Consider the following 23,723-nt stretch of genomic DNA (forward strand, 5'->3'; position numbering starts at 1 on the left):
TTTTGTACCGTGATTTCCGCGGTGCGGTGGTCACGCTTCGATCACAAAAACCGTCAGAGCAAACGTAACGGCGTAATGGTGCGGATATTTAGGTTCGACGCGAGTCGCGCCTTATTCCGACGTTTTCTTTTTACAAAGTCGTTGCAGCAAATCCATTGTGGTTTTAAGGCTCATCCCCACATTTCGATCTGTCTTAGAGCGGAATGACTTTTAATGATTCGTCATTCCGCTCTAAGATTTTGTTTGATCGCGCAATTGTTCCGAAAAGTGCCAAGACGCTTCCATGGCACTTTGTCGGATTGCGCTTAATCCGGATGATGACCTCCATGTCGAACCTTGATGCCCTGCCCCTGTTTTCCGGCGTAATTACCGCGCTGGTGACACCGTTCAAAAACGGTGAGGTGGACTATGCGGCTTTCAAACAACTGGTTGAGACGCAGATCAAGGCGGGTGTGCACGGTCTGGTGCCCGTCGGTACGACGGGCGAAACCTCTACCCTGTCAATGGAGGAGCACAAGGAAATCGTGCGCCTGTGCGTCGAAGTCGCCGCCGGGCGGGTCAAGGTCATCGCCGGGGCCGGGTCGAACAACACCGCCGAGGCGCTGGAACTGGCGCGTCATGCCAAGACGGTCGGCGCCGATGCCGTGCTGGTCGTTGTGCCCTATTACAACAAGCCGTCTCAGGAAGGTTTGTATCAGCATTTCAAGGCACTGAACGATTCGGTTGAGATACCGGTGATGCTGTACAACGTGCCCGGCCGCACGGTGATCGACATCACTAATGACACCATTGTGCGCTTGTCAAAGCTGCCCAACATCGTTGGCATCAAGGATGCCACCGGTGATCTGGTGCGCATGAGCCAGTTGCGTATTGCTATCGAACCGGGCTTTTCGTTCATCTCCGGCGATGATCCGACGCTTCTGGGCTATATGGCGCACGGCGGTCACGGCGTGATTTCGGTGACCTCCAATGTCGCACCGGCGGAGATGGTGGCACTCTATAATGCCGCGAAGGCAGGTGATTTCGCCACCGCCCGGACCTGGCAGGACAAGCTGATCAAGCTGCACAAGGTGCTGTTTGCCGATGCGTCTCCGTCCCCCACCAAATACGCCCTGAGCCGTCTGGGTCAGACGACTGACGAGGTGCGCCTGCCCATCGTGCCCTGCGCCGAAGCCGTGCGGCCGCTGGTTGATGAGGCCATGAAAGCCGCGGGGCTCTGACTTGGCCGAAAAAGAGCAATCCAACTATAAGGTCATCGCCGATAACCGGCGGGCGCGCTTCGACTATTTCCTCGAAAACAATACCGAGGCAGGCATCGTCCTGACCGGCACCGAGGTCAAATCGCTGCGTCAGGGCCGCGCCAATATCGCCGAATCCTATGTGTCGATCGAAAATGGCGATGAGCTGGTGTTGATCAATGCCGATATTCCTCCCTATGGTTTTGCTAACCGCTTCAACCATGAGCCGCGCCGCCATCGCAAGCTGCTGATGCACCGGCGTGAGATCGCGCGCTTCATGATCGCCGTGCAGCGCGAAGGCATGACCATCGTGCCGACCAAGCTCTATTTCAACGACAAGGGCAGGGTGAAGGTCGAGATTGCTCTCGCCAAGGGCAAGAAGTTGCACGACAAGCGCGAGACCGAAGCGAAGCGCGACTGGGGCCGCGAAAAGGCCCGTCTGTTGAAAGACCACGGATAAACAAAAGGCCCCGCCGGGTGGTGGGGCCTTCTTCTTTTAGTCTTCGAACTCGTCGTGGCGCGTATTGGCCTGCTGCTGACGGGGGCGGCCTACGACGCTGGCCAAATCGGCCAGATCGACAAAGGTGTCGGCCTGACGGCGCAGTTCATCGGAGGTCATCGGCGGTTGCGACTTGACGGTCGAAACGACCGTAACGCGACAGCCCTTGCGCTGTACGGCTTCGATCAGGCGGCGGAAGTCGCCATCGCCGGAGAACAGCACCAGATGGTCGGCGTGGTCTGCAATTTCCATCATGTCGCAGGCGATTTCGATATCCATATCGCCGCGCCACCGCTTGCGCCCCTGCGCATCGGTATATTCTTTGGCGGTCTTGGTAATCAGGGCAAAACCGTTATAGTCCAGCCAGTCCACCAACGGGCGGATCGGCGAATAGTCGTCACCCTCGACCAACGCCGTGTAATAGTAGGCCCGCAACAGAACGCCGCGTTTACGAAACTCATCGAGAAGCTTGCGGTAATCAATATCGAAGTTAAGGGCCTTGGCTGCCGAGTAGAGGTTGGCACCGTCAATAAAGAGAGCAATCTTGTCGGTTGGATAAAAACTCATTTAAATGTCTTTCGTTTAAAAAATCGAAGAAAAAATGTCTAAAACAGTATCAGCGTTATCGGCGAGGGGGCCTGACATTTACATTGCCTATGGCGCGAATTTGCCTCACGATTATCTAAATCCTTTGCAGGCCTTGGCGAGGGTTGTCAAGCGCTTGTGCCTTGATGACATAAAGGTTACGCAGATTTCATCCCTGTGGCGTTCGCAGGCCTGGCCGGACACGGACCATCCGCCGTACCACAACGCTGTCATGGCGGTTTGCACCACTTTGAAACCGGACGATTTACTCAGGTACTTACACGCGCTGGAAGCCGAAACCGGTCGCGTGAGGGGCGAAAAAAGCAATCTGCCGCGCGTGCTCGATCTCGACCTGATTGTCTATGGCGATGTCGTGCGACAAGGCGACCTGGTCCTGCCGCATCCGCGCGCCCATGAGCGGGGCTTCGTTATGGGGCCGCTGGCCGAGATTGCGCCGGACTGGCGGCATCCGGTGCTGGGGTTGAGCGCGCGGGAATTGTACGCGCGGGTGACGGTGGGGACGGACGCCTATCCGGCGGAGGATACGTCCGCCTTATTGGAGCGGAATGATTTCTAGTGGAATCATTCCGCTCAAGCCGCCATTGAGGCGGCGGCCAAGGTGGCGAAGCCACCGCCCGGCGAGGGACTAAACAAAAATCTAGATCATTATGTTTCTACCAGAAATCATAATGATCTAGACCGCTGAGGGCGCTGTTCCAGCCAGGTGTATAGCCCGACGCCACCCAGCACCAGCGCGGTGCCGATCAGGTCGATCAGCGAGAGGCTTTCTTTCAGGATCAGAACGCTCAGTCCCATGGTGAAGATGGGATTGATGAAGCCGATGACGGCATTGGCCTGAGAACTGATGCGCGCCAGAGCGAAGCTGACCAGATAGCCGGGCAGGACGGTCGCGCCAATAGCCAGACCGAGCGCCAGTGCCCACAGTCCCGGATCAGCCGGGATGGCGCTGGCCTGATGCGTCAGGCCGAAATGGATGAAGGTGGCGATGGCCGCCCCCACCATGCCGACCGAGGTAAACAGGGCGGCGCCCATCTGCGCGATCAAAGGCTTGGCCAGCAGCAGATAGAGGGCGAAGGCGACTGAGGAGGCCATGACCCAGCCGGCACCGATGGCAACGTCCGGCCCGCCGCTGCCCGCTTCCGACCAGAAGACGAGGGCCAGACCGGCATAGGCAATTCCAAAGGCGGGCAGGGCCAGTTTCTTCAGTGGCTGCCGGAACAGCCACGCGCCCAGAAGGATGACGAACAGGGGGTAGGTGAACAGGATCAGGCGTTCAAACTGCGGCGAAAGGTGCACCAGCCCTTCGAAATCGGTATAGCTGGCGAACCAGTAGCCTAGCGCGCCGACCGCCAGCGCCTTGAGGTACAGGCTGCCCGACAGGGGCGCGGCCTTGCGCTGGCGATAGCGGGTGATCAGGCCGACGGCTATAAAGAACGGCGTGGCGATGAGAAGCCGAAGGGTCAGCAGAGTCGAGGCATCGACCTGATAGGCATAGGCCAGCTTGATAAAGATGCCCTTGGTGGCGAACAGGAACGCTCCGGCCAGAGCCAAAGCATAGCCGCTCCAGCGCGACAGGGCGGACGGGGACGCAACAGGGGAGGACGCAGCGGACATGATGCGCGTCTCTTAGGCGAGGCGGGCAGGCGGTGCAACCGCTGCACGGCGGCTTGAACGCAAATGACAAGTAATTCTTGTGTTTTGCAGCGACACTGGCTAAAGACAGGGCGAACGAACACGGCTCACGCTGTCGGTCAAGGCGAGATACGTCTTGGCGGCGGCGTTTTTGTCATTATTTGCAAAGGGTTCTGCATGGCTCGCGTCACCGTCGAAGATTGCGTCGAGAAGGTCGATAACCGTTTCAATCTGGTGCTGCTGGCGGCGCATCGCGCCCGCGCCATCTCTTCGGGTGCTTCGATCCTGCTCGACCGCGACAACGACAAGAACCCGGTCGTGGCCCTGCGTGAGATCGCCGAGGACAAGCTGCCGCCGGAAAGCCTGACCGAGAGCCTGATCGCCTCGCTGCAACGAGTCGATGAGCGCACCGAGGCCGAGGAAGAGGCCGAAACCCTGGCCCTGCTGGCCGATCCGCAGCACCAGCAGATGTCGGAAAGCGAGCTGATCCGCGCGCTTCAGTCCGATCGCGACGGCGGTCAGGAAGAACGCTACTAAGCCTCTGCTATTCAACGCATTTTGAAAACGCCGGACTGTCGCTCAGTCCGGCGTTTTTATCTGTGCGCCCCCTTGCCCATAACTTTGCGGATAACACCAACGCCCGAAGATGCTGACGCATCCGGTCGTTTAAGAAACTCGCGAATGTCTCATATGTATCAAAGGCATAAGACATTCGCGAAACGAATACCAGAGTCGTCTTCAATACCTCCTGGTATAAACCCTGCTTTTTTATTGGCGATTAAAGGTTTGCGGGGTTACTCTTTGACTCGCGTGGCGGGGCTCTTATCTAAGGAGCCTGCATGTATGAGAAGAGTACGGTTCGGGACATGGCAACTGAAGGGCAATCGGTAATCACGGCACGGGTTTCGTCTGAAAACGAACCGCCTGCCGTGCCGCCCGGTTTTCCGGAAGAAAAGCCTCAGGAAGTGCCGCCCGGTGAGCCCAAGGAGGGGGATGTCATACCCCCGCCCGAAACGCCGCCAATCGATCCGGTGGAAACCCCACCGCTCGATCCGCCGGCGGAAGCGCCTCCGATCCAGACACCTCCCGAAATGCCGTCAATGACGGAGAGGGCGCAGGCTCACAAGCCTGCGCCTACCCCCGCTCCGAAGCGCCGTTTCCTGCGTCAGATGGAGCTGATCGACCGCGTCGCCGCCTATGACCCGACCGTCGATGAGGCTCTGCTCAACCGCGCCTATGTCTATGCCATGCGCATGCACGGGGCGCAGTTGCGCGCTTCGGGTGACCCCTATTTCGCCCATCCGATCGAGGTGGCGGGGATTCTCACCGACTATAAGCTGGATTCGGCGGCCATTGTTACGGCGCTGCTGCACGACACCATCGAAGACACGCCTGCCACGCGCGAGGAAATCGCGTCGCTATTTGGCGAAGAGATCGCGCAACTGGTCGAAGGTGTCACCAAGCTGACGCGACTCGAGCTGAAGTCCGAATATACCAAGCAGTCGGAAAACCTGCGCAAATTCATTCTGGCCATTTCCAAGGACGTGCGCGTGCTTCTGGTCAAGCTGGCCGACCGTCTGCACAATATGCGAACCCTGCAATACGTGCCGGAGCACAAGCGTGAACGCATTTCGCGCGAGACGCTGGAGGTTTATGCGCCGCTGGCCCGGCAGATCGGTTGCAACCGCTTTGCGACTGAGCTGGAAGACCTGGCCTTCACCTTTATCAATCCGCGCGGGCGGGCGGCGATCCTGCAAAGACTGGCCGATCTGCGCGATCAGAAGGGCGCGGCGGTCGCGGATATTGCCCGCGACATTCAGGACACGCTGTCGGTCGCCGGTATCCGGGCGCGGGTGTCGGGGCGGGAGAAATCGCCCTATTCGATCTGGCGCAAGCTGCAACGCAAGTCGATCGGCTTCTCACAACTGTCGGATATTGTGGCGTTTCGCGTCATCGTCGATAGCCCGGACGACTGCTACCTGTCTCTGGGCGTGCTGCACCGCAAGTGGCCCTGCGTGCAGGACCGCTTCAAAGACTTTATCTCGACGCCGAAATCCAACAATTACCAGTCCCTGCACACCACCGTCATCGGCCATAAGGGCGCGCGCATCGAAATGCAGATCCGCACCGAGGTGATGGACCGCGTGGCCGAAGAGGGGCTGGCGGCCCACTGGGGCTATAAAAACCAGTCCTATGGCTTCGATGAGGCGGCGGCGACGCAATGGGCGGAACGCAACCCCATCGCCAATCTGCGCGCCATCGTGCAGATCGCCGAAAACGGTGGCGATTCCGATGAATGGGTCGAACACGCCAAGCTGGAAATGTTCCTCGATCAGGTCTTCTGTTTCTCGCCCAAGGGCCGCCTGATCTCCCTGCCGCGCGGGGCCATGCCGCTCGATTTCGCCTATGCGGTGCATACCGAGGTGGGCGACAAGGCCATCGGCGCCGTCATCAATGGCGAGCACAAGCCGCTGCGCACGCCGTTGCAGAATGGCGATCAGGTCGAAATCATCACTGGCGTCGAAGCGCGCGTGAACCCGGACTGGCAGTCGCTGACCATTACCGGTCGCGCACGCGCCGCCATCCGCCGCAGCATCCGTCAGACCCAGCGCGACGACTTCATCCGTCTGGGGCGCTCGGCGCTGGAACGCGGGGCGGCACAGGTCGAAAAGACCCTCACCGACATGTCCTGGCGTCCGGCCTTTGAACGCTTTCAGGTCCAGAGCGAGGACGAACTGTTTGAGCTGTGTGGCCGTGGCAAGATCGCGCCGGCCAAGGTGCTGGAGGCCCTGTTCCCCGGCCTGAAACTGCCCGCCACCCTGACTACCGATTCCTTCAGCCGCATCAAGGACGGCGAAGACGCCACGGCCTTTGTGCGCGGCCATGCCCTGCGGCCGCAACAGAAGATCGTCTTTTCGCGCTGCTGCACGCCGGTGCCGGGCGACCGTATCGTCGGCATTGTCGAAGGGGCGGAGGTTCATGTCCATTCCATCGAATGCGAGCAACTTGAGGCCTATGAGGGACAAAAAGAGGTGTGGATCGACCTGCAATGGACGCTCAACGCCGAAAAGAACACTGTCTCGCCCGCCCGTATCCGCGCCAATATGCGCAACAAGCCGGGTGTTCTGGGGCAGGTCTGTACCCTGATCGGTGAGGCGAAAGGCAATATCGTCAATATCCGCCTGTCGAACCAGCAGGTCGATTTCCTCGATGCCGAATTCGAGGTCGAGGTGCTGGATGCCCGCCACCTGACCAATATTACGGCGGCCATCCGCACCAATCCCTCGGTCGAGGGGGTCGAGCGGATCAGGGGCTAAAAACCCTTTGGGTTCGACGGCGATTTGGCCTATGTAGCGGCAAAACACATACTGCCGGGACCCTCCCATGACCTCTGAAGACGTGATCAATGAATTCCGTGACGCCAATGCCCTGAGAGAGGGGCATTTCGTGTTGTCGAGCGGGCTGCATTCGCCGCTGTTCCTGCAAAAAAACCTCGTCTTTATGAATGCCGGCCGCTGTGAGCGCCTGTGCAAGGCACTCGCCGAAAAGATCGTGGCGCAGGCCGGCAGCGTCGATGTGGCGATTTCGCCAGCGGTGGGTGGCATCATTCCGGGCTATGAGACGGCGCGGCACCTGAAAGTCCCGTCCATGTATGTTGAGCGCGTCGAAGGTGAGTTCAAGCTGCGCCGCGGCTTCCACATCGAGCCCGGCGCGAAAGTGGTCATGGTCGAAGACATCGTCACCACCGGCCTGTCGTCGCGAGAATGTATCGCCGCCATTCAGGCGCTGGGCGGCGAAGTCGTCGCGGCGGCCTGTATCGTTGACCGGTCGGGGGGCAAGGCAGATGTCGGCGTGCCGCTGATCTCGCTGGCCAGCCTCGAAGTCCCGGCCTATCCCGCCGATGCTCTGCCGCCGGAACTGGCCGCCATTCCGGTGCAGGACCCCGGCAGCCGCCGTCTGTCGCAAAAGGCCTGATGACATGAACCGCATCCGTCTGGGGATCAATATCGACCACATCGCCACGGTGCGCAATGCGCGCGGCGGCCATGCGCCTGACCCTGTGCGTGGCGCCCGTCAGGTGCTGGAGGCCGGAGTCGATGGCATCACGGCGCACCTGCGCGAAGATCGCCGCCACGTGCTCGATAAGGATATCTGGGCGCTGAAGGCCATCTGTGATGAGTTTCGCAAACCGCTGAACTTCGAGATGGCGGTGACCGATGAGATGATCGGCATTGCGCTCGATCTCAAGCCGCACGCCTGCTGTCTGGTGCCCGAACGCCGTCAGGAACGCACCACCGAAGGCGGTCTGGATGTGGCGGGTAATATAGACGTGGTGGGGCCTGCGGTCGCACGGCTCAATGCGGCGGGTATCCGTACCTCGCTGTTTATCGCCACCGACCCGCTTCAGGTATCGGCAGCGTCGAACATCGGCGCGCCGGTCGTCGAATTCCACACGGGGGCCCTGTGCGACGCCTGGCGCGAAGGTGAACGCTCCATCGTGGAATCCGAGATGAAGAAGCTCGAATGGGCGGCGCACATGGCGGCCGAGGTCGGCATAGAGGTCCATGCGGGCCACGGCATCGACTACGATACCGTGACCTTCATTTCGCGCGTACCTCAGATCAAAGAGCTGAATATCGGCCACTTCCTGATCGGCGAGGCGATCTTTGTGGGGCTTGAGGCATCGGTCAGCCGTATGCGGCACCTGATGGACGCTGCGCGCCTATGATCCTTGGCGTGGGCATGGACCTGACCGATACCCGGCGCATCCGGCAATCGGTCGAACGTTTCGGTCAGAAATTCCTCGACCGCGTGTTCACGCCCGCCGAGCAGGCCTACGCCCTGTCGAAAACGCCGGTGCATCCGACCCTGGCCAAGCGTTTTGCCGCCAAGGAGGCGGTGATGAAGGCGCTGGGCAGCGGTTTGCGCGGCTTTCATTTCACCGACATAGAGGTACGCAATGATGCGCTGGGCAAGCCTGAGGTGACGCTTAAAAACGGTGCGCTTGACCGGCTTCGGGCGCTGTTGCCGCAGGGCTGTGCGGCGCGCATCCACCTCAGCCTGACGGATGAGGGCGATCTGGCCGGGGCCTATGTGATTATCGAGGCGCTCCCTGAATAAAATGTAACGTCTATTTTTGGCCGGAATCTAAAAATAGACAGGTCGAAGGAATGCGCTTAAAGCTATAGGCGCTAAAGGAATGGGGCTGTTTATGAGCGCTGAGGACAAGGTTACGGAAGACGTGGCCGTAGAAAAAGATATTGTCGAAAGCGACGAAAAGTCGGCGATCAAGGACGAATGGTCCGATATCATCAAGACCGTGGCGATCGCCCTGATCATCACTCTGGTCTTCCGCACGCTGTTTTTCCAGCCCTTCACCATCCCGTCGGCCTCGATGGAGCCCAACCTCTATGAGGGTGACTACATTGTGGTGCGCAAGTGGGACTATGGCTATTCGAAGCACTCCATCCAGTTTTCGCCGCCGGTGATTTCGGGCCGCATTTTCGAAAAGCAAGCCAAACGCGGTGACATCGTGGTGTTCAAGCTGCCCAGCAACACCAAGGTCGATTACATCAAGCGCGTTATCGGCCTGCCCGGCGACCGCGTTCAGGTGAAGAACGGTCAGGTCATTATCAATGACCAGCCGGTGACCACCATCGACAAGGGGCCGATCTCCGCCGGCATCACCTATGCGACGCAGGGTGTTGAGGTGATGGAAGAAGACCTGCCTGACGGCGCGACCCACCTGACGCAGGATATGGGCTATAAGCCCGAAGCCGACGACACGCAGGAATTTACCGTCCCCGAAGGTCAGTATTTCGTGATGGGCGACAACCGCGACAACTCGCTCGACAGCCGTTTCTCGCCCGCCGATCCGTTCCAGCCGGGCGTTGGCTTCGTGCCCGCCGAAAACCTTGAGGGCAAGGCGGTCATGGTGCTGATCTCGTGGAACAAGGGGGCCTCGCTGTTCAAGCCGTGGACCTGGCTCGACCTGCGCTGGGACCGTTTCTTCAAGTCCCTGAAATAATGACACGTATGCAAAGGGATGTCTCCGGCCACCGGCAGAAGGTGCTGGATGAACTGGAGGCGAAACTCGGATACCGCTTTTCAGACCGCCAACTGCTCGACAGCGCGCTTACCCACGCCAGTGTCAGCGACGGACGCCCCAAAAAGACCGTCTCCGGCGATAATGAGCGGCTGGAGTTTCTCGGGGATCGCGTGCTGGGCCTGCTGGTGGCCGAAGCCCTGATGCAGGCCTTCCCGCAGGCCGCCGAAGGGGAGATGTCGCAGCGCCTGCACGGGCTGGTCAGCCGCGAAACCTGTGCGGCGGTGGCCACGTCTCTGGGCGTCGGGGCGGCCATGCGTCTGGCCCCCGGCGAAACCAAAAGCGGCGGGCGCTCCAACCTGACCATTCTGGGCGATGCCTGTGAGGCCCTGATCGCAGCGGTTTATCTCGACGGCGGTTTTGAGACGGCGCGGCGCATCTTCGCTCCGCTGTGGCAACCGCATATTCGCGCCAGCCATTCCCGTTCGCACCTGAACCCCAAGTCGCACCTTCAGGAATGGGCCGCGCAGCAGAAGCTGGCTTCACCGAAATATGAGATCGTGGAACGCACCGGTCCCGATCATGCCCCTATCTTTAAGGTCGCGCTCACGCTAGAAGGCTATGATCCCGTCGTCGCCAGCGGCAAGTCCCGTCAGGAGGCCGAAAAGGCGGCGGCCCTCAGCTTTATCGAACACGCAGGTCTTAATTGACGATCACCTCTTCTTCTCCCGCGACGACGCGCGCGGGTTTCGCCGCCATCATCGGCGCGCCCAATGCCGGCAAATCCACCCTTGTCAACGCTCTGGTCGGCTCCAAGGTCTCCATCGTCACTCAGAAAGTGCAGACGACGCGCTTTCCGGTGCGTGGCATTGCCATTCATGGCGAAGCGCAGATCGTGCTGGTCGATACGCCGGGCATCTTCAAGCCGCGCCGGCGTCTCGACCGTGCCATGGTCAAATCGGCCTGGGGCGGAGCCGAAGACGCCGACATCGTCGTCATGCTGATCGACGCTCCGGCGCATCTGGCCGTGCATTTCCCGGCCCCCGACACCAAGCCGACCGGTGCCGATAAGCTGGCGGTCGAAGACGCCGAGACCATCATTGCGGGGCTGAAAGCCAATAATCGCCGCGCCATTCTGGTGCTCAACAAGATCGATCTTCTGCGCCGCGACAACCTGCTGGCCCTGGCTGACAGCCTGTTCAAGGAAGGCGTTTTCGATCAGGTCTTCATGATCTCGGCCGAAAAGGGCAATGGCATTGGCGACCTTATGGAGGCGCTGGCCGATAAAATGCCTTCGGGGCCGTGGCTTTATCCGGAAGATCAGGCCGCCGATGCGCCGGTGCGTATTCTGGCCGCCGAAATCACCCGCGAAAAGCTGTTCCTGCGCGTGCATGAGGAACTGCCCTATGCCTGCGCCGTGGTGACGACCGACTTCAAGGACATGCCCGACGGCGCGGCGCGTATCGAACAGACCATCTTCGTCGAACGCGACGGTCAGCGCGCCATCGTGCTGGGCAAGAACGGTCAGACGCTGAAATGGATCGGCCAGCGCGCCCGTCAGGAATTGATGGATATTCTCGATCGCAAGGTGCACCTGTTCCTGCACGTGCAGGTTAATGAGCGCTGGAGCGACGACCGGGCTTTATATGCGCAGTTTGGTCTGGAGTTCGGGGAGTAATTTCACGTGAGGCTGGCCTGCAACGGGCACTTTTCTGCGCTTCCGGTGCTCACGTACTTAAGTACGCTGCGCGCCGGTTCTCGAAAAGCGCACGTTTCGTCTCAGCCTGACGTGAAATTTTCTCGCGTCGTGAAGGGGGGATCGTCGTGACCTTCGAAGACGATGCCTTTGTTTTAAGCGCCCGGCCGCACGGGGAAACCGGTGCGGTGGTGCATTTTCTGACTCTGGAACACGGCCATATCGCCGCCCATGTGCCCGGCGGGGCCTCGCGTCGGCTCAAGCCTTATCTGCAACCGGCCAGCCGTGTGCGCCTGTCCTATCGGGCGCGCACTGCCGACCAACTGGGCTCGGCTACGCTCGAACCCGAGGGCGACGCCACGGCTGAATTTTTCGACGATCCGATGGCCCTGATCGGCGTGCAGTGCGCCTGCGTCATGACGCGCGCCGTCCTGCCCGAACGCGAGGCCTATCCGGGGGCGTTTTTTGCCTTTGAAGCGCTGATCAAGGCCTTCGGCCTGCCTGGCGTCTGGCCCTATGTCTATGTGCGCTTCGAGATGGGCCTGCTGGAAGCCGTCGGGTTTGGCCTCGACCTGTCGGCCTGCGCGGTGAGCGGCAGCCGCGATGATCTGATCTATGTCTCGCCGCGTTCGGCCCGCGCCGTCAGCCGTCGCGAAGGCGAGCCCTATAAGGATAAGTTGCTGCCCTTACCGGGATTTTTGCTGTCGTCACAAGGCGGGGTTCAGGCGGACGATCTGCGCCGGGGGCTGGACCTGACCGGTTATTTTCTGGAGCGGCATATCTTTCATCCGCTCAATCAACCCTTGCCCGAAATCCGCACGCGCCTTATCGACAGTGTACAAGATCAGTGATTCCGTTTTTAAAATGTACGCGAAAACATCGTTCTCCATGCTTTGGTAACGTGTTTTCACTAAGTTAGGCCGATGGGCTCGATTCGGGCGGGTAGTTTGACGGGTATGTCAGGGTATAGCGAACAGGAACTGCGGGCAGCCAACGTCAATCCGGAGACGGGTTTGGCGACGGACTACCTCAACCTGTTCAACGAAGCCATCATGCTGTTTGAAATGGGCCTCGACATGCCGGACATGGCCGAGGAGCTGATGGACTGGCGGCGTCGCGGCTATGTCGAGCATTTCGAAAATTCCGGCTTCGAGCAAAAAGACGTGGTTATTGCCGCCTATAAGGCGTCGCCCGACATGGTGCGCAAACCCTTCGATGAAGCCTGCGAAAAGGCGCTTGAAGAGTTCGAGTCCGGCATCCAGATCCTGCTCAGTTCCAATCTCGAAGACGAGGCGGCGCGCGAAGATCTGGCGGCGCGTCTGGACAGCCTGAAGGCGCGGGTCGTTGAAATGGACGCCCATATTCACGGGCGGGCCGAGCGTATCGAAAGCGATCTGCAAAACGCCGTGGACGCCCTGTTCTGAGCATTTAAATCCTGCTGACAGATTTTGTCATCATGCTCTGCGAGGTTTGCTCCCTCAACAGGAGCGAACCATGACCCTCACAGCCACCTGCCATTGCGGCGCGACCCGCATCGACATCTTAAAAGCCCCCGAAGGCGGGCGAACCTGTAACTGCACCTACTGCCACCGCGTCGGGGCCGTATGGGCCTATTTCGCGACAGGTGAGGTGACGATCCACAGCTCGACGCACGATCGCACCTATTCGGCCAGTGGCGGCCTCAATCAGCATCATTTCTGCGGCCATTGCGGCGGCAATACACACGGCGACAGTCCGGACTGGGCCTCCGCCTATAATGCCGATGGTACGCCCAAGGGGGAGGCGGGCGTCGTGCCTGATCAGCGCATCGTCGCCATCAATATGCGCATGGTCGATGGCTTTGATCTGAGCAGCCTGCCGATCGAAACGCTGGATGGCCGCAACAATTGGTGAGTGCGCCCTCCACAACCTGTTCTGCATATGTGCTTGTGCGAAAAGCGCGAAAGCCTTACGCATAAGGCATGAGCAACGATGTGATTCCTGACGAAGGCGGCCGTATCCTCAGCGAACCGATGGGCGAGGCCCTGTCGCGGCGCTATCTGGCCTATGCGCTGTCCACCATCATGCACCGCGCCCTGCCGGACGTGCGCGACGGCCTGAAGCCGGTGCACCGGCGCGTGCTGTACGCCATGCACAGTATGCGGCTGAACCCGCAGGCGGCGGCGCGCAAATCGGCCAAGGTCGTCGGGGAAGTCATGGGTAACTTCCACCCGCATGGCGATCAGTCGATCTACGACGCGCTGGTGCGTATGGCGCAATGGTTCGCCCAACGCTATCCCATGGTCGATGGGCAGGGGAATTTCGGCAATATCGACGGCGATTCCGCCGCCGCCATGCGTTACACCGAATGCAAGATGACGACGGCGGCCATGCTGCTGCTGGACGGTATCGACGAAAATGCCGTCGATTTCCGCCCGACCTATGACGGTCAGGACGAGGAGCCGGTCGTGCTGCCGGCGGCGTTCCCGAACCTGCTCGCCAATGGCGCGACGGGTATCGCCGTGGGTATGGCGACCTCCATCCCGCCGCACAATGTGGCCGAACTGATCGACGCCTGTAAGCTGCTGATCGCCGAACCCGATACCGACACCAATGGCCTGATGGCCATCATTCCGGGGCCCGACTTCCCGACCGGCGGCATCTGCGTCGAACGGCGCGAAGCCATCTTTGAGGCCTATGAGACGGGCCGCGGCAGCGTGCGGGTGCGCGCCCGCTATGAGGTTGAGGATCTGGGCCGCGGCGCCTGGCGTATCCTTGTCTCCGAAATCCCGTATCAGGTGCAGAAGTCGCGCCTGATCGAGCAACTGGCTGACCTGATCGAAGCGAAGAAGGCCCCGCTGCTGGGCGATGTGCGTGACGAATCCGACGAAGAGGTGCGGCTGATCCTTGAGCCCAAGACGCGCAATATCGACCCCGAAGTGCTTATGGAAAGCCTGTTCAAGATCTCCGATCTGGAAACGCGCTTTGCCTTCAACATGAACGTGCTGGATAAGACCGGTACGCCGCGCGTCATGGGTTTGAAGACCATCCTGACCTCGTTCCTCGACCACCGCCGCGAAGTGCTGATCCGGCAGTCGCAATGGCGTCTGGACAAGATCGAGAAGCGTCTGCACGTCCTCGACGGCCTGATGATCGCCTTCCTCAATCTGGATGAGGTGATCCGCATTATCCGTGAGGACGAGACGCCGAAACAGACCCTGATGGCGCGCTTCGAGCTGACCGAGGTGCAGGTCGATTACATCCTCGATACGCGACTGCGGCAACTGGCGCGGCTGGAAGAAATGGCCATCAAGGGTGAGCACGACAAGCTGTCGAAGGAACGCGACGGCCTGTTGTCGCTGCTGGGTTCGGAAAAGAAGCAGTGGAAGCGCATCGACGAACAACTTACCGAGGTGCGTAAGCAGCTTCTGTCGGCGCGCCGCACCACCTTTGCCGACGCGCCGCAGGGTGTCGAGGTGGCATCCATCGAATCCTATCTGCCCAAGGAAGTCCTGACCGTTATCCTGTCGGAACGCGGCTGGATTCGCGCCACCAAGGGCCGCGTCGATGATCCGTCAGAGCTGAAGTTCAAGGAAGGCGACAATCTGGGCTTCCTGGTGCCCGGCTACAATACCGACAAGCTACTGATCATGACCTCGGACGGGCGTTTCTTCACGCTGGGCTGCGACAAGCTGCCGTCCGGTCGTGGGCATGGTGAACCGCTCCAGTTGATGCTGGAGATGGAAGAAAACACCCGTATCGTCAACGTCTTCATGTTTACGCCGGGGGCCAAACGCCTGATGGTGTCGAAGAACGGCTATGGCTTCGTGATGAACGAAGAGGACGCAGTCGGTAACAAGAAGGCCGGTAAGTCTGTGCTCAATGCGGATGGCACCGAGGCCTTTGTGGCCCTGCCGGTGACGGGCGACCACGTGGTTATTCTGGGTGAAAACAACAAGGTGCTGGTCTATCCGGTCGCAGAACTGCCGGAAATGGCACGCGGCAAGGGCGTCAAGCTGCAAGGCTATAAGGACGGCGGCGTCAAGGACATCGCCATCTTCGATCAGGCCGGGCCGGTGCAGTGGTACGACGGATCGGGCAAGGCGCGCGACTTCAAGGACTGGAAAGACTTTGTGGGCAAGCGCGCCAGCGTCGGCAAGATGGCCCCACGCGGCCTGCGCAAGCTGCGTCCGGCGTAAGGCTAAAGGATCACAGATTTCACAGATTGGGACGCGCCCCGGCGCGTCCCTTTTTTTGGCAGAGCTGGCTACGCAGCCAAAGACTGTATGGTTTTAACCGCACACGGTCTATCTTTGTGCGTCTGTGGAAAACCGTGTTCCACGCAAACGATTTTCCACTTGCGCCCTTATGCGCCTTTCGTTGCATATGCCGCATGCGTAAGATTTTTGGCTTTCACGACACCTCCGAAACTCTCAGTGCCATGCTGACCCATACGGTGGGGCGCATTGAGGGTAAGCACACAACACTACGGGAACTGATCGACATGATGGGCGAGCAGGGCCTGCTGCTGCTCTGCGTGCTGCTGTGCCTGCCGTTTTTGATCCCCGTGTCGGTGCCGGGTATTTCCATTCCGTTCAGCGCCGCCATCATCCTCATTGCCGTGGCCATTCTTTTCAACCGCCTGCCTTGGCTACCGGAAAAGATACTGGACCGTGAGATCGAGACGGCGAAGCTGGTGCCGGTGCTGCAACGCGGGGTCGGCGTAGTGTCGAAGATCGACCGTTTCGTCAAACCACGCCTTCTCAGGCTGACCAGCGGCGCAGTGTCGAACCGCGTCAATGCGCTGGTCCTCATCTATGCCGCTGTGATCATGATGCTGCCGCTGGGGATTATCCCCTTTTCCAACACCCTGCCGGCGGTGGCGATTCTGCTGACGGCGGTCGGCATGATCCAGCGCGATGGTCTGTTTGTGCTGCTGGGGCAGGTGTTTGCGCTGGCGGCCACGCTGTATGTTGGCGGCATTGTCTATGGGGCCTTTGCCGCCGGGCGCGGACTGAATTCAGTTTTCAGTTAAATCCGGATCGATCTCGGTCCAGCCGAAATCGGTTAGCGCCTCCAGCGGCCGGTAGCGTGCCTTATAGTCCATCTTGGGCGAGCCCTTCACCCAGTAGCCGAGATAGACATAGGCATAGCCGGCGCGCTGCGCCTGATCTATGTGGTCCAGAATGACGAAGCGGCCCAGCGAGCGGTTCATCAGGTCCGGATCGTAGAAGCTATAGACCAGCGACAGGCCGTCATTAAGCGCATCGACCAGTACGCAGCCGATCAGTTGCCCGTCCAGCCGGTATTCGATCATGTGGGTGCGCACCAGCGTGTCTTCGACCATGGCCACCAGATCGGGCCAGGTCATATCCATCATGCCGCCGTCGGGGTGGCGCGCCTTAAGATATTTTTGCAGCAGGTCATACTGTTCGCGCGTCGCTTCGGCCTCACGGAAATGCCGCGTCAGCCCCGCATTGCGTTTCAGGATGCGCTTGTCCGTGCGGTTGTGCTGATAGCCGTGCACGGGGATGCGCACCGACTGACAGGCGCGACAGGCCGGGCAGGCCGGACGGTAGGCGATGTTCTGAGAACGGCGGAAGCCGATGGCCGAGAGTTGATCATTGACATTGATGGCTTCAAGGGGGGGGAGGTGCACAAACACCTTCCGTTCCTCCTGACCTTCCAGATACGGGCAAGGGCCAGGGATGGTCAGATAGTATCTGAGCTTTCGTCCCGGAAAATGCTCGCTCATGGGGTGATGCCTGATGATCCTGTCATCCCATCAGACCCCATTTTTCCGTCAAAGAGAAGGGTTTTCTGGGAGAACGGGGGCTTCGCGCAGCAAAATAATCGCAATGCGGCGATTGCCAGCCAAGGTCGGGTCGTCCGGATACAGAGGTTCTTTCGCCGCCTTACCCGAAACCTGCGCCACGCGGTCCTGATCGACGCCCGCGCCCTGCAATACCTGACGCGAGGCGTCGGCGCGATCAGCCGACAGTTTCCAGTCCTTATCCGACTGACCCATGCCGGGGGTGCCGGTCGTGTGGCCCGTGATCGAGATGCGGTTCGGCAACTGATTGACCACCTTGGCCACAGCGCGCAGCAAAAGGCGGGCGCGTTCATTGGGCTGGGTCGAGTTGGCGTTGAACATGGCGCGCCCTTCCTGATCAATCAGTTGAATACGCAGGCCTTCGGGCGTCTGATCGACAAGGATGTTTTTCGACAGCTCGGCCAGTTCGGGCATGTCCTGAAGCGCCTGCCGCAGCGATTCGGCGGCCGAGCGGAACGAAACCTCCTCGCGTTTTTGCAGTTCCTCGCGCAGTTGCTCTTCCGGCGTTTGCGACAGGTCGGCGGCTTTTTGGGAGGAACCGTCGCGGTCCTGTACGTCCGGGGCTTCGGGGGCCATCTGCTCGATAAAGGCCATCGCGCCTTCCTGCTTGACGCCATCGCGGCCAATCGCGGTACCTGCCAGAATACCCCCTGAGCCGGAGGTGGTTTGCGACACGCTGGCCGGGGCGAAATAGTCGGCCACACCCCGTTTCTGTTCGGGGGAGGTGGTGTTGATCAGCCACATCAGCAGGAAGAAAGCCATCATGGCGGTCACGAAGTCGGCATAGGCGACCTTCCACGCGCCGCCGTGGTGTCCGCCGCCGACGACCTTCTTGACTTTCTTGATGACAATAGGGGCGTCGCGACTGGCCATACGAACTCCGGAAGTTCATCAATCTATCGGTCATTAATCTTAACAGGCGGTTGAAGCCGTCAGCGGTTTTGAGGCGGTTTCAGCGATTGACCCCCGCAGGCTTTTGGGGTCAAAGGAGGGGGTATTCCTGTTGCCATGAGGTTCCGTTGAGCGACCCTGATCGTCTGGCCTATCGTCACGCGCTGGGCACCTTTGCCACCGGCGTGGCTGTCGTCACCATTCCCGTGGTGGACCGTGAAGGCCACCCGTGCGTCATGGGGCTGACCATCAACTCGTTCGCCTCTGTGTCTCTGGAGCCGAAGCTGATTCTGTGGTCGCTGGACCTTAAGTCCGAACGCTATGCCCTGTTTGCCGAGGCGCAGAGTTTTGGCATCAATATCCTCAGCGTGGCGCAACGTGATCTGTCTGACCGCTTCTTCCGTGAAAACCCCTATTGCCGCGAAGCCGACGACCTATCGTTTGCCGACGAACCACTGCGTTTGAAAGGGGCGCTTTCGTGGCTGAAATGCCGTCAGTATCAGACGCGGGTACTGGGGGATCATCTGGTGATTGTCGGTGAGGTCGAAGCCTTCGATCAGTCCGAGACTCATTTTGGCGAACACGGCCTGACCTATTTCCGTGGCCGCTATGGCCAGACCCACCCTTTACCGGTTTGAGGCATTCCATGCGCATCGTATTTGCAGGTCTGGGCGTCATGGGCGCCCCTATGGCTGGTCATCTGTTGAAGGCCGGTTTCGAGGTCGTGGGCTTCAACCGCTCGGTGGATAGGGCCATGGCGTGGGGCGAGGCGCACCGCGCGGCCTTTGCCACCGACTTTGAAGAGGCCGTGGAAAATGCTGAAGTGCTGGTCCTCTGCGTCGGGCGCGATGATGATGTGCGCGATCTGGTGACGCGGGCTGCGGATCGCATGGCGGCGGGCAGTCTGATCATCGACCACACGACGACTTCGGCCCGACTGGCGCGTGAACTATCTGTTCTATGTGCAGGGAAAGGTTTGCATTTTGCCGATGCGCCGGTGTCGGGCGGGCAGGCGGGGGCCGTCAATGGTGCCCTGTCGGTCATGGTCGGGTGCGAAGAGTCGCAACTGGCCCGCGTGCGCGCGGTGACGCTACCCTATACCAAGTCTCTGACCCGGATCGGCGAGGCGGGTGCCGGCCAGACGGCCAAGATGTGCAACCAGATCGCCATTGCCGGGGCGGTGCAGGGCATTGCCGAAGCGGTGCACTTTGCCAAATGCGCCGAGATTGACCCTGAACTGGTGTTTCAGGCTATTTCGCAGGGCGCGGCCGGGTCGTGGCAGATGTCGAACCGCTGGGCGACCATGGCCGAGGGCAGGTACGATTTCGGCTTTGCCGTGGACTGGATGCGCAAGGATCTGGGGATTGCGCTTGATGAGGCGCGCTCAAACGGCGCGCACTTAAGCGTCGCCGCACTGGTCGATCAGTTCTATTCCGAGGTGCAGGCCATGGGCGGCCAGCGCTGGGACACCTCATCGCTGCACGCGCGTCTGGAGGCGCGGCGGAAGTAAGGCGGTGTCTCCACAGATGGCCACAGATGAACACAGATAGGTCGTGCCTGTGGTTGGGGAAGGGGGAATTATGACAGACAGGGACGCACAAGCCTATGCAATCATCGGAGCCGCGATGGGGGTGCATAGCACCCTTGGCCATGGCTTTCTGGAATCGGTTTATCAGGAAGCCTTGGCGGTCGAAATGCACATGAGGTCGATTCCGTTCAGGCGCGAGGTGGTTATGCCTGTGACTTACAAAGGCACGACCCTTGCGTGTTCATATCGCGCCGATTTTGTTTGCTTTGATGCCGTCATTATCGAGGTCAAAGCAGTGGCCCGTCTCTCTGCCGTTGAGGAGGCGCAGGTCCTGAATTACTTGAAGGTGTCGCGATTACCCAAAGCTTTATTGCTGAATTTTGGTGCCAGTAGCCTTGAGCGCAAGCGGCTCGTCATGTGAAGGCAAATCGGGTTTGAACCACAGATTTCACAGATTTCACAGATTTGGCGCTTCGCGCCTCAAATACGCCATCAGGATTATTAAAACACTGAATAATCTGTGTAATCCTTGTAATCTGTGGTTTCTTCCTATCCCCTTAGCTTCTCCGCCACGTATTTTGCAAAATACGTCAAAACGCCCGATGCGCCGGCCCGTTTGAAGGCGAGCAGCGTTTCGAACACGCCCTTGTCGTGGTCCATGAAGCCGGCATTCACAGCGGCCTTGATCATCGCGTATTCGCCCGACACCTGATAGACGAAGGTCGGCACTTTGAACGTTTCCGATACGCGCTGCACGATGTCGAGATAGGGCAGGCCGGGCTTGACCATGACAATATCGGCGCCTTCCTGAAGGTCCATGGCAACTTCGCGCAGGGCCTCATCCGTATTGGCGCTGTCCATCTGATAGGTCTTCTTGTCACCTTTCAGCGCCGAGGTGCCTACCGCGTCGCGGAACGGGCCATAGAAGGCCGAGGCGTATTTGGCGGCGTAGGACAGGATCAGCTTATCGGTCAGGCCCTGTACCTCCAGCGCCTTGCGAATCTCGCCGATTCGCCCGTCCATCATGTCCGAAGGGGCCAGCACATCGGCGCCGGCTGCGGCCTGCACCAGCGCCTGCCGGGTGAGAATTTCGATGGTCTTTTCGTTGTGGATTTTGCCGTCGCAGAGGATGCCGTCGTGGCCGTGCGAGGTGAAAGGATCGAGCGCCACATCAACGATCAGGCCTATTTCCGGCACGGCCGATTTGATGGCGCGGCAGGTGCGCGCGATCAGGCCGTCGGGGTCATAGGCGGCTGTCGCGTCATCATTGCGCAGCGACGGGTCGATATTGGGAAACAGGGCTAAGGCCGGAATGCCCAGAGCGTGGGCTTCCCTGGCTTCCTTCACCGCTTCGGCGATGCTTAGCCGATCGACGCCTTCCAGTGAGCGGATGGGGTCACGCGCCACGTCCTTGTCGTGCACAAAGATCGGCCAGATCAGGTCGGAAACGCTGAGGTGGTGTTCGGCCACCAGATCACGCACCCAAGCCGATTGGCGCAGGCGGCGCGGGCGGGCCAGAGGGTAGGCACCGACGAGAGGGGGGAAGGTCATGGAGGCACCCCATTTTTTTCGCGCATTTGATTCCGAAAACCGTTGAACACTTTTCGGAATGCGCTCTAAACGCATCGCTTACCGCGGCGCGCAATTACCAGATCAACGGGGCAGGGGCTTACGCCGTTCTGAAGCGTTTGCCAATCGGCTTGTGATTATTGAGCTTCAGCACGCCGTTCACCGACGTGGCCAGAATCCATACGGTGGCCATGAAGGTCAGCAGGGCCGAAACCAGATAGCCCGAAGAGACGCCGAGTATGGTCGAAACCGGGATGCTGGAAATATCGAGGTCGCTGAGATCGAGGTCGATTCGTCGCCAGTCGGAGATGTCATATTGCGACCAGATGAGGTTGGCCAGCGTCCAAGTCAGTACGACGGTACAGATAACAGCGATAAAAGTCGCCATGCCCCACAGGGCAAAAATCGCCCAGAAGTGTTTGATCTGATAGCGAAAATGTGTCTGAACATAGGAGGTGCAGTTGTTTTTGCGCAGATAGGCCAGTGCTGCACCGATCAGGGCCGTAATGCCCAGCGAAAACGGGCTGACGAACAACAGGCCATAGACGACATAGGCCAGATTACGCTCGTCCTCTTCGCAGGCGGCGGCACTGGATTGACCGGTAAAGGCAGTATCGGCGACGGCTTTGGAAGACGAAGCGTTCATGACCGGACCTTTGCTGACGGTTGTTAGCGCACCCCATGAGACCCTATATTTGCAAAAAATTCATTATAATGCAAACACAGTTCGATTGTGCCGATAGGCGGGTTGGCAAGAGGTGCGTCATTATGCACCAGCGCCAGGGGCAGATTTGATGCGCCACAGGTCGAAACCTATGGCATATTGATACTGGCCAAGGGCGGAACAACCCACTATACCGGCTATGGTCAAACAGGGCGTTGAGACCCTGACAACAACCCACCGAGGGCCCGGTTTCTTTTGCGGAGACGGGGTTGAGATAAGTACATGGATTACAACGCCGCATTCGAGGCCGCCATCGACGCCGTCCGCAAGGAGGGTCGTTACCGCGTTTTTGCCAATCTGAAGCGTCATCGCGGCGCCTTCCCGCGCGCCACCTGGCAGCGCGAGGATGGGAGCGAGCGCGACGTCACGGTCTGGTGTTCCAATGACTATCTCGGTCAGGGGCAAAATCCGGTGGTGATTGAAGCCATGCACCGCGCCATCGACGAAGCCGGTTCGGGCTCGGGTGGCACGCGCAACATCTCTGGTACAACCTGGTATCATAACGAGCTTGAGGCCGAACTGGCCGATCTGCACCACAAAGAGGCCGCTCTGGTCTTCTCGTCGGGCTATGTTGCCAACGAGGCGACCCTGACGACCCTGTACAAGATTTTGCCGGGCCTGATCATCTTTTCGGATGCGCTGAACCACGCCTCTATGATTGCGGGTATCCGCAACGGCGGCGGGGCGCGTCACGTCTTCCGTCACAACGATCTGGCGCACCTCGAAGAGTTGCTGGCGGCGGCGCCGGTCAATGCGCCCAAGCTCATCGCCTTTGAGTCGGTCTATTCGATGGATGGCGATATTGCCGACATCGCCGGGACCATCGCTCTGGCCAAAAAATACAACGCCCTGACCTATATCGACGAAGTGCACGCCGTGGGCCTCTACGGGGAGCGCGGGGCCGGGGTTGCTGAACGCGATGGCGTGATGGATCAGATCGACATTATCGAAGGCACGCTCGGTAAGGCCTTTGGCATGATGGGGGGCTATATTGCCGGTAAGGCCGCCATGTGCGACGCCATCCGCCTGTGGGCTTCGGGCTTCATCTTTACCACCTCGTTGCCTCCGGCGGTGATGGCGGGTGCGGCGGCCAGCGTGCGCTGGCTGAAAGCGCACAATGAGCGCCGCATTGCGCATCAGGAACGCGCTCAGACCCTGATGCGCCGGTTCCGCGAACTGGGTATACCGGTCCTGCCGTCGGTCAGTCATATCGTGCCGGTGCTGGTCGGTAATCCGGTGCATTGCAAGATGATTTCGGACATGCTGCTCAATGATTTCAACATCTATGTGCAGCCGATCAATTACCCGACCGTGCCCAAGGGCACCGAGCGTCTGCGCTTCACGCCGTCACCGGACCATGATGACGACATGATGGATGAACTGGTCAAGGCGATGGACAAGCTGTGGAGCCACTGCAATGTGGCCCGTATGCCGGCGGTGGCCTGACGTCTTGGCAGATCAGGGGTTTGGGGGTATCCTCAC

26 protein-coding genes are annotated in these 23,723 nt (G+C 59.8%); 20 read left to right on the forward strand and 6 right to left on the reverse strand.

Annotated features, from left to right (window positions below):
* Positions 1 to 326: 326 nt before the first annotated feature.
* Together dapA and smpB are read left to right on the forward strand one after the other, a co-directional pair.
* The gene (gene dapA, locus ACK8OE_RS10215; protein WP_410272448.1) at positions 327 to 1,220 is read left to right on the forward strand and encodes a 4-hydroxy-tetrahydrodipicolinate synthase; all 894 of its coding nucleotides are present in this window, start codon (positions 327 to 329) and stop codon (positions 1,218 to 1,220) included.
* A 1-nt stretch (position 1,221) separates the two neighbouring features.
* Positions 1,222 to 1,698: an SsrA-binding protein SmpB gene (gene smpB / locus ACK8OE_RS10220; protein WP_410272449.1), complete on the forward strand. Its 477-nt coding sequence runs from the start codon at positions 1,222 to 1,224 to the stop codon at positions 1,696 to 1,698.
* Positions 1,699 to 1,734: 36 nt separating this feature from the next.
* On the opposite strand, the gene ACK8OE_RS10225 is transcribed toward smpB, so the two are convergent.
* A complete protein-coding gene (locus ACK8OE_RS10225; RefSeq protein WP_290796719.1) occupies positions 1,735 to 2,304 on the reverse strand; it encodes an NYN domain-containing protein in 570 nt (189 codons plus the stop codon).
* Between the two features lie 34 nt (positions 2,305 to 2,338).
* Between ACK8OE_RS10225 and folK the strand changes: the two genes are divergently transcribed.
* Positions 2,339 to 2,899, forward strand: coding sequence for a 2-amino-4-hydroxy-6-hydroxymethyldihydropteridine diphosphokinase (folK, locus tag ACK8OE_RS10230; RefSeq protein WP_410272450.1), 561 nt, complete (start codon positions 2,339 to 2,341; stop codon positions 2,897 to 2,899).
* Between the two features lie 107 nt (positions 2,900 to 3,006).
* Here folK and ACK8OE_RS10235 read toward each other — a convergent pair whose 3' ends face one another.
* On the reverse strand, positions 3,007 to 3,957 hold the full coding sequence (locus tag ACK8OE_RS10235; RefSeq protein WP_410272451.1) for a DMT family transporter: 951 nt from the start codon (positions 3,955 to 3,957) through the stop codon (positions 3,007 to 3,009).
* 195 nt (positions 3,958 to 4,152) lie between these two features.
* Here ACK8OE_RS10235 and rpoZ point away from each other — a divergent pair, with 195 nt between their 5' ends.
* The 13 genes from rpoZ (at position 4,153) to ACK8OE_RS10300 (ending at position 16,731) form a co-directional block, all read left to right on the forward strand.
* Entirely contained in the window at positions 4,153 to 4,512 is a 360-nt protein-coding gene (rpoZ, locus tag ACK8OE_RS10240) for a DNA-directed RNA polymerase subunit omega (protein ID WP_013480428.1), read from the forward strand.
* A 554-nt stretch (positions 4,513 to 5,066) separates the two neighbouring features.
* Entirely contained in the window at positions 5,067 to 7,292 is a 2,226-nt protein-coding gene (locus ACK8OE_RS10245; protein WP_410272679.1) for a RelA/SpoT family protein, read from the forward strand.
* Between the two features lie 67 nt (positions 7,293 to 7,359).
* Positions 7,360 to 7,950 (forward strand): orotate phosphoribosyltransferase, encoded by a 591-nt coding sequence (gene pyrE / locus ACK8OE_RS10250; protein WP_410272452.1) that lies wholly within the window; start codon positions 7,360 to 7,362, stop codon positions 7,948 to 7,950.
* A gap of 4 nt (positions 7,951 to 7,954) precedes the next feature.
* Positions 7,955 to 8,704: a pyridoxine 5'-phosphate synthase gene (locus tag ACK8OE_RS10255; protein ID WP_410272453.1), complete on the forward strand. Its 750-nt coding sequence runs from the start codon at positions 7,955 to 7,957 to the stop codon at positions 8,702 to 8,704.
* The gene (gene acpS, locus ACK8OE_RS10260; RefSeq protein ID WP_410272454.1) at positions 8,701 to 9,096 is read left to right on the forward strand and encodes a holo-ACP synthase; all 396 of its coding nucleotides are present in this window, start codon (positions 8,701 to 8,703) and stop codon (positions 9,094 to 9,096) included. The genes ACK8OE_RS10255 and acpS overlap by 4 nt, the downstream gene beginning before the upstream one ends.
* A gap of 91 nt (positions 9,097 to 9,187) precedes the next feature.
* Positions 9,188 to 10,003: a signal peptidase I gene (gene lepB, locus ACK8OE_RS10265; protein ID WP_410272455.1), complete on the forward strand. Its 816-nt coding sequence runs from the start codon at positions 9,188 to 9,190 to the stop codon at positions 10,001 to 10,003.
* Entirely contained in the window at positions 10,003 to 10,731 is a 729-nt protein-coding gene (gene rnc, locus ACK8OE_RS10270) for a ribonuclease III (protein WP_410272456.1), read from the forward strand. The genes lepB and rnc overlap by 1 nt, the downstream gene beginning before the upstream one ends.
* Positions 10,728 to 11,699 (forward strand): GTPase Era, encoded by a 972-nt coding sequence (gene era / locus ACK8OE_RS10275; protein WP_126423839.1) that lies wholly within the window; start codon positions 10,728 to 10,730, stop codon positions 11,697 to 11,699. The genes rnc and era overlap by 4 nt, the downstream gene beginning before the upstream one ends.
* A gap of 146 nt (positions 11,700 to 11,845) precedes the next feature.
* The gene (recO, locus tag ACK8OE_RS10280; RefSeq protein ID WP_410272457.1) at positions 11,846 to 12,568 is read left to right on the forward strand and encodes a DNA repair protein RecO; all 723 of its coding nucleotides are present in this window, start codon (positions 11,846 to 11,848) and stop codon (positions 12,566 to 12,568) included.
* 105 nt (positions 12,569 to 12,673) lie between these two features.
* On the forward strand, positions 12,674 to 13,141 hold the full coding sequence (locus ACK8OE_RS10285) for a hypothetical protein (RefSeq protein WP_410272458.1): 468 nt from the start codon (positions 12,674 to 12,676) through the stop codon (positions 13,139 to 13,141).
* 70 nt (positions 13,142 to 13,211) lie between these two features.
* Entirely contained in the window at positions 13,212 to 13,610 is a 399-nt protein-coding gene (locus ACK8OE_RS10290) for a GFA family protein (protein WP_290798292.1), read from the forward strand.
* 68 nt (positions 13,611 to 13,678) lie between these two features.
* A complete protein-coding gene (gene parC, locus ACK8OE_RS10295; RefSeq protein WP_410272459.1) occupies positions 13,679 to 15,895 on the forward strand; it encodes a DNA topoisomerase IV subunit A in 2,217 nt (738 codons plus the stop codon).
* Positions 15,896 to 16,089: 194 nt separating this feature from the next.
* Positions 16,090 to 16,731: an exopolysaccharide biosynthesis protein gene (locus ACK8OE_RS10300; protein ID WP_410272460.1), complete on the forward strand. Its 642-nt coding sequence runs from the start codon at positions 16,090 to 16,092 to the stop codon at positions 16,729 to 16,731.
* On the opposite strand, the gene ACK8OE_RS10305 is transcribed toward ACK8OE_RS10300, so the two are convergent.
* Positions 16,717 to 17,451 (reverse strand): arginyltransferase, encoded by a 735-nt coding sequence (locus tag ACK8OE_RS10305; protein ID WP_410272461.1) that lies wholly within the window; start codon positions 17,449 to 17,451, stop codon positions 16,717 to 16,719. The genes ACK8OE_RS10300 and ACK8OE_RS10305 overlap by 15 nt on opposite strands.
* Positions 17,452 to 17,499: 48 nt before the next feature.
* On the reverse strand, positions 17,500 to 18,402 hold the full coding sequence (locus ACK8OE_RS10310) for a flagellar motor protein MotB (protein WP_410272462.1): 903 nt from the start codon (positions 18,400 to 18,402) through the stop codon (positions 17,500 to 17,502).
* A gap of 146 nt (positions 18,403 to 18,548) precedes the next feature.
* On the opposite strand from ACK8OE_RS10310, the gene ACK8OE_RS10315 reads away from it, so the two are divergent.
* From ACK8OE_RS10315 to ACK8OE_RS10325, 3 genes are all read left to right on the forward strand, one after another.
* Positions 18,549 to 19,058, forward strand: a complete 510-nt coding sequence (locus tag ACK8OE_RS10315) for a flavin reductase family protein (protein ID WP_410272463.1) — start codon at positions 18,549 to 18,551, stop codon at positions 19,056 to 19,058.
* An 8-nt stretch (positions 19,059 to 19,066) separates the two neighbouring features.
* On the forward strand, positions 19,067 to 19,930 hold the full coding sequence (locus ACK8OE_RS10320; RefSeq protein ID WP_410272464.1) for an NAD(P)-dependent oxidoreductase: 864 nt from the start codon (positions 19,067 to 19,069) through the stop codon (positions 19,928 to 19,930).
* 70 nt (positions 19,931 to 20,000) lie between these two features.
* Positions 20,001 to 20,369, forward strand: coding sequence for a GxxExxY protein (locus tag ACK8OE_RS10325; protein ID WP_410272465.1), 369 nt, complete (start codon positions 20,001 to 20,003; stop codon positions 20,367 to 20,369).
* 128 nt (positions 20,370 to 20,497) lie between these two features.
* Here the strand turns inward: ACK8OE_RS10325 and hemB are convergent, their stop codons facing one another.
* Together hemB and ACK8OE_RS10335 are read right to left on the reverse strand one after the other, a co-directional pair.
* Positions 20,498 to 21,499: a porphobilinogen synthase gene (gene hemB / locus ACK8OE_RS10330; protein ID WP_410272466.1), complete on the reverse strand. Its 1,002-nt coding sequence runs from the start codon at positions 21,497 to 21,499 to the stop codon at positions 20,498 to 20,500.
* 118 nt (positions 21,500 to 21,617) lie between these two features.
* Positions 21,618 to 22,163: a hypothetical protein gene (locus ACK8OE_RS10335; RefSeq protein WP_410272467.1), complete on the reverse strand. Its 546-nt coding sequence runs from the start codon at positions 22,161 to 22,163 to the stop codon at positions 21,618 to 21,620.
* 300 nt (positions 22,164 to 22,463) lie between these two features.
* Between ACK8OE_RS10335 and hemA the strand changes: the two genes are divergently transcribed.
* On the forward strand, positions 22,464 to 23,687 hold the full coding sequence (hemA, locus tag ACK8OE_RS10340; RefSeq protein ID WP_013480408.1) for a 5-aminolevulinate synthase: 1,224 nt from the start codon (positions 22,464 to 22,466) through the stop codon (positions 23,685 to 23,687).
* The last annotated feature ends 36 nt before the right edge of the window (positions 23,688 to 23,723 follow it).

It is taken from the genome of Asticcacaulis sp. W401b (assembly GCF_046503825.1).
In the GTDB taxonomy this organism is placed as follows: Bacteria; Pseudomonadota; Alphaproteobacteria; order Caulobacterales; family Caulobacteraceae; genus Asticcacaulis.